The 1,278-nt window shown below is 74.7% G+C and carries 1 protein-coding gene and 1 pseudogene; both read right to left on the bottom strand.

The window, feature by feature from the left end:
• Window positions 1-3 precede the first annotated feature (3 nt).
• Entirely contained in the window at window positions 4-738 is a 735-nt protein-coding gene (gene rpe / locus ND748_RS32225) for a ribulose-phosphate 3-epimerase (RefSeq protein ID WP_251750048.1), read from the bottom strand.
• Window positions 739-877: 139 nt separating this feature from the next.
• A pseudogene (locus ND748_RS32220) lies at window positions 878-1,278 on the bottom strand (rRNA cytosine-C5-methyltransferase); the annotation flags it as partial.

Raw genomic sequence — 1,278 nt, 5'->3', positions numbered from 1 at the left:
TGGTCACGCCGGGCCGCCGACCGGCCGGGTGGCCGATCGGGAGGCCGATCGGGAGGCCGGCGGGGTCAGCCGGGGGGCGACCCGCAGCGCCTGGGCGCGCAGCTTCTCCACGGCCTCGCCCGGATCGTCGGCGCCGAAGACGGCCGTGCCGGCGACGAAGACGTCGACCCCGGCGGCCGCGGCCTGCTCGACGGTGTCCTCGTTGACCCCGCCGTCGATCTGCAGCCACAGGTCCAGGCCGCGGTCGTCGATCAGGCGGCGAGCCGCCTGGATCTTCGGAAGCACCTCGGTCATGAACTTCTGACCGCCGAACCCCGGCTCGATCGTCATCAGCAGCAGCAGGTCGAAGCGGTGCAGGTCGTCCAGGTAGCGCTCGACGGGGGTGTTCGGCTTCACGGCGAGGCCGGTGCGGGCGCCGGCGGCCCGAATCGCCGCGGTCGTCCGCGGCAGGTCGGACACGGCCTCGGCGTGGATGGTCACGTTCGCCGCGCCGCGCTCGGCGTAACCGGCGGCCCAGCGGTCCGGGTCATCGATCATCAGGTGGCAGTCGAGCGGGGTCTGCGTCGTCGACCGCAACGCCGTCACCACGTCCGGGGAGAACGCCAGGTTCGGGACGAAGTGGTAGTCCATGACGTCGACGTGCAGCCAGTCGGCCCGGCCCTCGACCGCGAGGGCGGCATCGGCCAGGCGACCGAAGTCCGCGGCGAGCAGGCTGGGATAGATCTGTGCGGTTGCCACCCCGCGAGACTATCGACCGGATCGGCGCACCCCCCGACCCGTTCGTCACCTTCGCGGTCGACACCTCCCCCGCCCCACCTCCCCGGCCCCACCTCCGCGCACCGGCGGTCGCGGGCCGGCGCCCACCCACCGCGGCGGCTCAGTCCGCGTTGCGGCGCAGCAACGCCATGAACATCGCGTCCGTGCCGTGCCGGTGCGGCCAGAGCTGGACGAACGGGCCGGATCCGAGCCCGTCCACCTCCGCCAGCCCGAGCCGGGCGTCAAGCACGGAGACGTCCACCCGTTGCCCGGTCACCTGGCGAACCACCTCGACGGTCTCCGCCGGATGCGGGGAGCAGGTCGCGTAGGCGACCACCCCGCCGGGTCGGACCAGGTCCAGCGCGGCGACGAGCAGGGCGCTCTGCAAGGGCACGAGGGCGGCCAGGTCGCCGGGGATACGCCGCCAGCGGGCCTCCGGGCGGCGCCGCAGCGCCCCGAGCCCGGTGCAGGGGACGTCGACGAGCACCCGGTCGACGCTGCCCGCCGGCAGCGGGGCCGCCC

Source organism: Frankia sp. AiPs1 (assembly GCF_023716945.1).
Classification (GTDB): Bacteria; Actinomycetota; Actinomycetes; order Frankiales; family Frankiaceae; genus Frankia.
This window is presented reverse-complemented; position numbering and strand designations above follow the sequence as displayed.